Here is a 9,690-nt window from a genome sequence, read left to right as displayed (position 1 = left end):
TTAAGTTTGTCAATTTTTTTATTCAACTTTTTCCCGCCGCAAAAAGTTGCTGCCAAAGGCACGCTTCGCGAAAGTGCAAGTCTAAAATAATACTAAATAGTACTAATTATGTTTTATATATAGAATAAATTACTAAATTTAGCCTGAAATGTAGCCTTTCGCTGGACTTCGTCGGCATGCAGAGCTGGCACGACTTGTGCTTCGCAGGGCTAGTCCCCGAAAATAATAAAAATATAAAAACTAATTTTGACAAATTATAATTGTTTAAGTATATACTAATTATGTATAAAAAACTTAATAAAATACTTATATAAACAAATAAGGCAGTACATATTAATGCACTGCCAATTGGGGTAAAAATTAGTTTGATTTATTATTATGAGATTTTTTCAAAATTACTTTTAGGCTCTCCGCATATAGGGCATACCCAATCACTAGGTAAATCCTCAAACGGAACACTGCCTTTATACTCAAATCCGCAGGTTTTACATCTGTAAACAGCTTTAATTTCTTCCTTTTTTTCTTCTTTCTTATCTTCTTTGTACGCATTAGCAGTAGAAGCATTAGGAGGAGTTTTGCCTTTAACTACATTATGATAATAGGCATATGTCATAGAATTAGCCTCATTATCAAATATATCGGCATCAATTAATTCTCCTATAAATATAGTATGAGTATGAACTTCTAAAGTATTAACCACTTTGCATATTAAGTACGCATTGGCTGCTTTTATTATAGGAAACCCTTCTTTCATCTCATAAGAAACGTTTTCAAATTTATTATTATCCCTAGAACTTCTAAATCCAAATCCGCCTATTAAAACCGAATCGCTTTTCTCAGAAAGAATAGAAAGAGCAAATTTACCAGTTTTCTTTATACATTCATTAGTATAATTATTTCTATTAACACTAATCATTACAGTTGTAGGTTCAGAAGTTATTTGAGTAGAAGTATTAATAGTGCAGCCTACAGGTCTATCTCCGTCAAGAGTAGTTAAAATGTACATTCCATATGAAAGTTTAGTTAAAGCAAAAGTATTCATAAGAGCTATCCTTATTAATAATAATTACTAATTATATATTAAATCTATAAAAAATCAATACTAAATAGTAATTTTAAAATAAAAAATAATAAAAAACCCCGCTTATAGTTTAAGCGGGGAGTTCTTTACATAAAATACAATTTTTATTATAAATTATTAATCTTTCATTCTAGTAGAATTAGGATCCTTTAAATAATCTTTAGTAAGCTGAGCAATTTTTGGAGAAAGAATTAAAAGACCAATTAAGTTAGGTATAGCCATAAGTCCGTTCAAAGTATCAGCTATAGACCAAATTAAATCTAATTGGCTAACAGCACCTATAACACCAACTACTAAAAATATTATTCTATAAGAAATGGAAGCAATTTTATTTCTTTTTGTAAGATATCCTAAAGCAACAACACCATAATGCGACCAACCTACAAAAGTAGAGAAGGCAAATAATATTAAAGAAATAGTAAGAACTACAGAACCAGCTTTACCCAAATTAGATCCGAAAGAAGCAGAAATCAATTCAGCACCATTTAATTTAGTACCCTGATTCATTTCTAAGAATATGATAGCCATAAGTCCAGTTAAAGTACAAACAAAGAAAGTATCAATAAGTACTTCAAATATACCCCATAAACCTTGCTCTATAGGGTTTTTGGAGTTACTAGCACTATGAGCCATAGGAGCAGTACCTAAACCAGCTTCATTAGAAAATACACCGCGTGCGAAACCAAATTTCATACCCATCATAATAGTGTATCCCATAAAACCAGCACCTACTTGTTTCAAAGAAAATGCTTCCTGAAATATACGCTGAAAAGCATGAGGAATTTTATCAGCATTCATAGCAAGTATAACTATGCCTGCAGCTATATATATAACACACATTACTGGAACTAATTTTTCTGTAACAGTTGCTATTCTTTTAATACCTCCTATGATTATAACAGCAGTTAAAGCAACTACTATGATACCTGTTACTATATGAGGAACTCCAAAGTTTTGATTAACAACAGCAGCCATAGCATTAGTCTGTGTCATGTTTCCAGCACCGAAACAAGCCAAAGCAGCAAAAGCAGCAAATATACTTCCAAGCCAAGGAAGATTAGCACCTTTAGATATATAGTACATAGGTCCTCCATGGTGATGACCTTCACTGTCTTTTACCCTATAATATACAGCTAGAAGTACTTCCGAGTACTTAGTGACCATACCAAAGAAAGCAGCAAACCACATCCAAAATAAAGCCCCGGGCCCGCCTGCTACAATAGCAGTGGTAACTCCTGCAATATTTCCTGTTCCTACAGTACTAGCTAATGCTGTACTAACCGCTTGGAAAGGGGTAATATTATCGTCTGGGTCTTGTTTTTTCGCTAATGCTCCGAAAGTATGTTTTACCCATAAAGGAATTTGGGTTATTTGTAAAAAACCTGTCCTAATACTTAAGAAGATTCCTGTTCCTACCAGTAACGTAAGCATTACTGGACCCCAGACAAAACTATTAATGATGCCGTTAATTTTTGCTATCATTTCTACCATAATACTCTCCTTTTTTTAATTAATTTATTTTTTATATATTTTTGGTATAACTCCTTGTTGAAAATATTATTATTTTTTATCAGTCATTTTTATAAACTCTAGTAACTCTCTCTCCTATATTAACTAATACTTCATGACTTATACTATCTATTCGTTTAGCTAAAGTATTAGCATTAAGTCTTTTATCATTACCAAATATCAAAACTTCATCTTCAGTTTTTATATCATTATTACCTATATCTATAATGATAGAATCCATACACACTCTTCCGCGTAAAGGATAATATTTACCATTAATTTTTACTTCCCAATTATTAGATAATTTTCTTGACACCCCATCTGCATAACCTATAGGCACAACAGCTATATTGGTATCTCTGTCAGCTGTCCATGTCATGCCATATGAAATACTTTCCCCTTTTTTTATTTTTCTAATCAAAAGTACCCTTGATTTCAAATTGAGTATGGGTTTAATACCCAAATCATAAGAGTCATCACAAATATATCCGTATAATATAATACCAGCTCTTACCATATCAAAATATGTATTTTTATATGATACCAAAGCAGCAGAGTTTGCTGTATGGGCATTATTTATTACTATTCCATTATTTTTCAAAGTATCTATTACACCATTAAAAATCTCTATCTGTCTTTTGGTAAACTCAATAGAATAATCATCATTCATATCAGCAGCTGCATAATGTGTATTTATCCCTTCTATACTTAAAGTATTGTAAGATAAAACTTTTTTAGCTAAGTACAAAACGTCTTCAGCTCTTGCCCCCATTCTGTTAAGCCCAGTATCTACCTTTATATATAGTTTCAAAGAACCGCCGTATTTTTTTAAATATTTATCATAATATTCCAAACATTCATCATTACTTATAATAGGAATCAAATCATATTTACATACTAATTCTGATTCATATTTAAAATGCTGAAACAGTACAATTATAGGAAGTTTAACTCCTGCTTCTCTTATTTTTATACCCTCTTCTACTGTGGCAACTCCTAAAGCATCTGCTCCAAATCTCTCTGAAGCCTTTGAAATCTCTGCTATACCATGCCCATAGGCATCAGCCTTTACTATATTTAGTAATTTTACTCCATTTGCTATAGAACGTATAATTTCAATATTGTTCTTTAATATTGATAAATCCACTTCTGCTATAGTATAATTAGACATAATTATTTTCCAAACCTTATATTTTTTAGTATAACTATTTTTTTTATTTTGTCAATTAAAGTAATTTTTAATCGGCAATTATTGTGATTTTTTTCTATTTAAAACATACAAAAAAAGTGAGATATTATATATAATATCCCACTCTATAATATATAACATTAATATTAATTACATTGTAAACATTTCAGGATTTTTATAATCGTCCTTCAGCATTTGCAAAACATCTTCATCATTTTTAAACTCTTCATTATCTTTTTTGAATTCCTCTTCAAGACTTTTTAATTCCATATCCATTTTCTTATCTACTGAAATGTCCTCACTATCATCAGATTTTTTATTATTTTCTTCCACATTGTCAGCATTAGTAATAAATTTGCTCATAAGCTCATTAAACTTATTGAATATTTCATTTAACTTACTTGTAGCATTATAAAACTCTTTATTACCCTCAACAGTTTTTACAGAAAGCTCATTCAAAAAGCTCATAGCATGCACAACTTCCTTTGCCCCAGAACTATTTGCTTCAATAATATCAGAAACTTCTCTTGTAATCTGGTCAAGTAAAGTAATTTGGCTGTCCACCACATCACCGCTGTTCATCTGTTCTTTTACACTTTCTTTTACACCTGTAGTAATATTATTCAAGTGTCTTATAGTTTCGAGTATATCTCTTCCTCCTACTTCAAGTTCACTGTTGGCTGTATTAATCTCAGAAACAACTCTAGCAGTATTTTCTGACATATCAAGTATATTATCCAAAGACTTACCGCTATTGCTTGCAAGTTCCACTGTCTCTTCTATTCTCTTTGTAATAGCTTTAATGATGTTTGTAATAGATTTAGTATTATCAGCTGTATGCTCTGCCAAAGATCTAATTTCATCAGCAACAACAGAGAAACCTCTTCCTTGTTCTCCAGCATGTGCTGCCTCAATAGCTGCGTTCATAGCTAGAAGGTTAGTTTGTTCTGCAATACCCTGAATAACGTTAACAATCTCTTTAATTTGGTCAGAGCTTTCTTCAATACCCCTTACAGCTTCAATAACCTCATCTACTGTATCACCGCCGTCATGAGCATCAACAAGCAATTTCTTAGAGAAACTATCCGCCTTATTAACACTTTTAGCCACTGAAGTAATATTTGATATCATCTCTTCAATAGAAGCAGAAGTCTGTTCTACTGCTGATGACTGACGCTCCATATTATCATTAATTTTATAAATTGTTTGCAGTAATTCTTCTACAGCAATAGAAGCTGATGAGAATGCATGCCTTTGCTGATCTGTTGAACTTGTTACATTCTGTATAGAAGTAATGATATTATTAACACTAGCTACACTCTCTGTAATGCTTGAGCTTTGATCATTAATTCTATTAGTATTCTCATCTATAACTTTCTCTATTACTTTTATCTCATCAAAAACTTTATAGCTTTCCTGTTTTAATTCGCCTATAAGATTATCCAAACTTGATAAAAACAAATTAAAATTATAAACCAAAAGTCCTACTTCATCATTATTTTTTGAAGGTATCCTTTTTCTCAAATCTCCGTTTTTACCTATAAGATCTCTTGTAGATACATTTGCTTTGTTTACAGATATTAAAAGAAGTTTCAATATAAGTAAATATATAGCAAATAATAGTATAAATAAACATATATGAATGGAAGTATACCAAAATATATTTCTGTCTATATTAGATTCTTTAACTATACTGCTTATATCTTTATAAAATAAACCAACTACATTAAGTTCTGGTATATAAGAAGCTATAACTATAGATTTATTAGCATCTATAGAAACTATAGGAAATATTTGAAAAACTTTACTGCCAACTGTACTTTCAAAGTTTTCAAGATTTGTACTTAATCCTAATGATGATGATGATAGTATTGAAGAAGAACTTTCTGCTATATATCTGCTGTCTGAACATAATATTATATCTTTATTTTCTAATCTGTATAATAAATGAGACCATTTAGAAAGTACATCATTATTTTTTATAAGTCTTGAAATACCTGCTATATTATTTTCAGCTATAAAATACCCAATATCATTTCCAAATAATCTCAATGTAACATAAGATGAAATAAATATATTATTTCTGTCATATACATTAACATTCATAACTATATCATTATTTTCAATTTCATTTTCAAGGAAATTATGCATATATAAAGCATCAGAACTTCTTGTTGTATATTTATCTGTACCTGCATCTTTAGAAATAGTTAAAGAATAAGGTAAATCTGTATTAAGATACTCTGCTTTTATATTTAATGAAATGTTATCATATATATTTTTAAGAGTATTATTAAAATATGTAAGCCTGTTAATGAACTCTGTCTGTATTATTTCTTTGCTTATAACATCTCTGCCATTATACATATTTAAGATAAACTCTTTATATGCCTTCATATCATTTTTTATATTATCATTAAAAGAACTAATTCTGCCATTCAAATATAATACTTCATTTAAAGTATCAGTGATTACCCTATCAAGATATGATTTTTCTTCTAATGTTATATAATTGAGAAGGAATGCGAATATTAAAATAGAGAAGAACATATATACTATAAAGCCTAATTTTGCTATAAGAGGTATATAAAAAGTAACAACATTTTCTTCTAATTCAAAATTACGGGAAAACATTTTAAATATAAGCATAAACACACATGCCAAAAGAGAGGCATTAATAGTAGCAGCAAATATAGCCATTATAGTAGTATAGAGGAAGAGTTTATTAATAATAGAGTAAATACCAATTTCTATTATACTTCCAGCTAATGAAACTATAAAAAATACTAGAATTAGTCTAAGTGCCAATTTTACTTCTATATTAGATTTCCATCTTTTTAAATATTTAAAAAGGAAAGTAAAGGAAACTATAGCAAATATTATTTTTATTCCATAAATCTGCGGAACTTCTTTATATATAAAAAATAAAATAACATTCCAAACTACAATATCTATTAATAAGTAGATTGGAATAGTCAAAACTTTAAGTCTGCTTATAACATGTTGTTTAAGTTTCTCTAAAACCATAATATCCTCTATTTATGAATAATAATATAGAATAAACACTTCTATTTAGTATACCATTATATATTATTGTCTATTTTTTATCAAAATTTATTTACCAAAAAAACGGAACCAGTATAAAATTATACTCTTCCTACTTCATTTATTACTCTTCCCACTAAAGTATCATGAGTAGATATAGTTTTAGAGTTTAATTCATAAGCACGCTGTACTTCTATCATTCTTACCATCTCATTTACTGGATTTACATTGCTCATCTCTAAAAATCTTGATAATACTTTAGGACGGTCTACACCTTTTTGTGCTATATATGCAGGACCGCTTATATCTGTATCAACCCAGAAAGATTCGCCTTCTTTCTTTAGATATCTCTCATTGTCAAAACGCACTATTTTTAAAGTATCAAGTATATCTTCATCTTCCCATTCATTATCATTAAACTGTACAAATGTATTGCCGTCCTGATATCTTCTATTAATACTTACTCTGCCGTCTTCATCTATATTGAAGTTATTAGTTTTTATCTGTATATAACCATTTTCTCCCATAACTTTATAACCATGTTTAGTTACAAGATAATGATCTTTATCTATTAAAAAACTTCCGTTTCTTGTATACCTTTCACCATGAGGTGTCTCTATAGCAAAAAATCCTTTATCGCCCAAAGCTATATCTAGCTGATTGCCGGTCTCTCTTAATGAACCTTGCTCCCATTCTGTGAAAACTTCGTTAACTTCTACACCTGTACCCATTCTTCCTACATAAGGTCTTACATCAGTAGAACCAAGCGGAAATATTACCACTCCGTCATCTTCAGTTCTTGCTGCCATCATCTCTGGAAAAGATTTGAAACTTACTGTATCTCTTTTAAATCCAGGTTTATCAACATTAGCCAAGTTGTTAGCTACTACATCAAGTCTTGCCTGTTCGGCCATCATGCCGCTTGCACCTGTATAAACGCCTCTTACCATTTTATAATCCCCCTAATTTATTATAATATATCGTCTTTTTCTCTTTTTGTGTTTATATTAATAGTTTTTAATTTTTCTTCCAAATTCTCATAGCCTCTTTCTATATGATAAATCCTATGAACATTTGTAACGCCTTCAGCTATAGCTCCAGCAGCAACCAAAGCAGCACCCGCACGCAAATCGCTCGCCTGTACATCAGCTCCTGAAAGTTTCTTTCCGCCATGAACCACTATATCAGAAGTATTAAGCTCAATATCTGCTCCCATACGAATAAGCTCTGGAACATGGCTGAATCTGTCTGGATAAATACCTTCTATAAGTTCGCTTTTACCTTTAATTGTACAAGCTAATGTTGTATATATTGCCTGCAAATCTGTTGGAAATTTCGGATAAGGCAAAGTTTCTACTTTAAAAGGCTTTAATTCTCTATTAGATGCATCAATTTCTATAGTAGTGTCTGTAGTTTTTATATCGCAGCCTATATCTGAAAGCAAATCCAGTACAAAGCTCAAATGCTTAGGCTCTGCATTTTCTAATTTTAACTTTCCTCTTCCAGCTGCTGCTATTGCTAAAAAAGTACCTGTTTCTATTCTGTCTGGTATAACTGTAAACTCAGCACCATGAAGATAATCAACACCTTCTATAGTAATAGTATCAGTGCCTCCGCCTGTTATTTTTGCCCCCATAGCATTAAGCAAATCTACAAGATTAACACATTCAGGCTCTTTAGCAGCATTTCGTATAATAGTAGTTCCTTTTGCTAGCGATGCCGCCATCATGACATTATCTGTCCCCAACACTGTAGGTCCGAACTTACCAGACAAATCCATATCAGCACCTATAAGATTATTTTCTACCTTAGCGTCAATATATCCAGCTGTTATATCTATTTTAGCTCCTAATGCCTCCATTCCTTTTAAATGCAAGTCTATTGGTCTCGGTCCGAAAGCACAGCCGCCAGGATATGATACTAGGCAATGCTTTCGTTTGGCTAGAAGAGGCCCTAATACTATGATAGAGCCTCTCATCTTTTTTACAAGTTTATAAGGAGCTTCTTCACTTTTTCCGTTATGAGATATTATTACAGTAGTATTATTCTTAAAATCTACTTTCTTACCTAAAGGCTCTAATATATCGATTAAAACATGAACATCAACTAAATCGGGTACATTATGAAGTATAATAGGCTCATCTGTTAAAATAGAAGCCACAAGTAAAGGCAGGGATGCATTTTTAGATCCTGATACCTTTAATACTCCCCCAATATTATTTGAACCTTCTATAACATATTTATACATATATTTTCCGCCTTTAAAGAATAAAAATTCTGCTTTCTATATCTTCGGTATTATACAAAATTGCTTAATAATTTTTGTTCATATATTATGTAAATTATTAGGTATTTATGATTAAAAATTGTAAAAAATATTATAAATATTTATTGCTTATTTTTATATTAGATTTGTTTCAAAAGTACTCAAAATATTAACTGATAAATTATGAGATATAATGCCGTATAACTTTATTGTTTTAGTATATACCTAAACAAATACAGTTTGTCAAAAAATAAATTTTTAAATTTTGATATTTGCGGGGTTTTGCCATGTAATATTTTAAATTAAAAAATCGCTTGGGTGGGTGCTATTAATAACAGTAAAAGCTAAAAAATAAAAAATAATTTATAAATAACATAATAATGCTTAAAAATTTAGAGGGTGGGGGGTGAGAGTAAATTTTAAAACTTTATTTTAATCCCCTCCCTTTTAGATTTAAAAGCTTTATTTTTTTATATTATTTTTAATTAAACTAGCAAGCCCGCACTTCAAAAAGTACGCCCGCCCAAAGCGTGATTTAAAGTAAAAGTTTCCTTAACGCACGCAGAATGATTTTTTTTAATACAAATTAATTAATAAATA

Annotated in this window: 6 protein-coding genes; all 6 read right to left on the bottom strand. The window is 30.3% G+C overall.

What is annotated here, in order from left to right:
• Nucleotides 1–376 precede the first annotated feature (376 nt).
• The 6 genes from Q1X91_RS13450 to murA all read right to left on the bottom strand — a co-directional run bounded on the left by Q1X91_RS13450 (nucleotide 377) and on the right by murA (nucleotide 9,072).
• Nucleotides 377–1,042, bottom strand: a complete 666-nt coding sequence (locus tag Q1X91_RS13450) for a flavin reductase (protein WP_300758578.1) — start codon at nucleotides 1,040–1,042, stop codon at nucleotides 377–379.
• 156 nt (nucleotides 1,043–1,198) lie between these two features.
• Nucleotides 1,199–2,572 (bottom strand): sodium:alanine symporter family protein, encoded by a 1,374-nt coding sequence (locus Q1X91_RS13445; RefSeq protein ID WP_300758575.1) that lies wholly within the window; start codon nucleotides 2,570–2,572, stop codon nucleotides 1,199–1,201.
• A 79-nt stretch (nucleotides 2,573–2,651) separates the two neighbouring features.
• Complete coding sequence (alr, locus tag Q1X91_RS13440; RefSeq protein WP_300758573.1) at nucleotides 2,652–3,761, bottom strand: alanine racemase; 1,110 nt, start codon at nucleotides 3,759–3,761, stop codon at nucleotides 2,652–2,654.
• 168 nt (nucleotides 3,762–3,929) lie between these two features.
• Nucleotides 3,930–6,806, bottom strand: coding sequence for a methyl-accepting chemotaxis protein (locus Q1X91_RS13435; RefSeq protein ID WP_300758568.1), 2,877 nt, complete (start codon nucleotides 6,804–6,806; stop codon nucleotides 3,930–3,932).
• Nucleotides 6,807–6,925: 119 nt separating this feature from the next.
• Nucleotides 6,926–7,774, bottom strand: coding sequence for a flagellar basal-body rod protein FlgF (gene flgF, locus Q1X91_RS13430; RefSeq protein ID WP_300758563.1), 849 nt, complete (start codon nucleotides 7,772–7,774; stop codon nucleotides 6,926–6,928).
• Between the two features lie 20 nt (nucleotides 7,775–7,794).
• A complete protein-coding gene (murA, locus tag Q1X91_RS13425; RefSeq protein WP_300758560.1) occupies nucleotides 7,795–9,072 on the bottom strand; it encodes a UDP-N-acetylglucosamine 1-carboxyvinyltransferase in 1,278 nt (425 codons plus the stop codon).
• Nucleotides 9,073–9,690 lie beyond the last annotated feature (618 nt).

The sequence above is a fragment of the uncultured Brachyspira sp. genome (assembly GCF_949287625.1).
Taxonomy (GTDB): domain Bacteria; phylum Spirochaetota; class Brachyspiria; order Brachyspirales; family Brachyspiraceae; genus Brachyspira.
The sequence above is the reverse complement of the archived record's forward strand: the minus strand, read 5'-3'. Positions and strand labels throughout refer to the sequence as shown.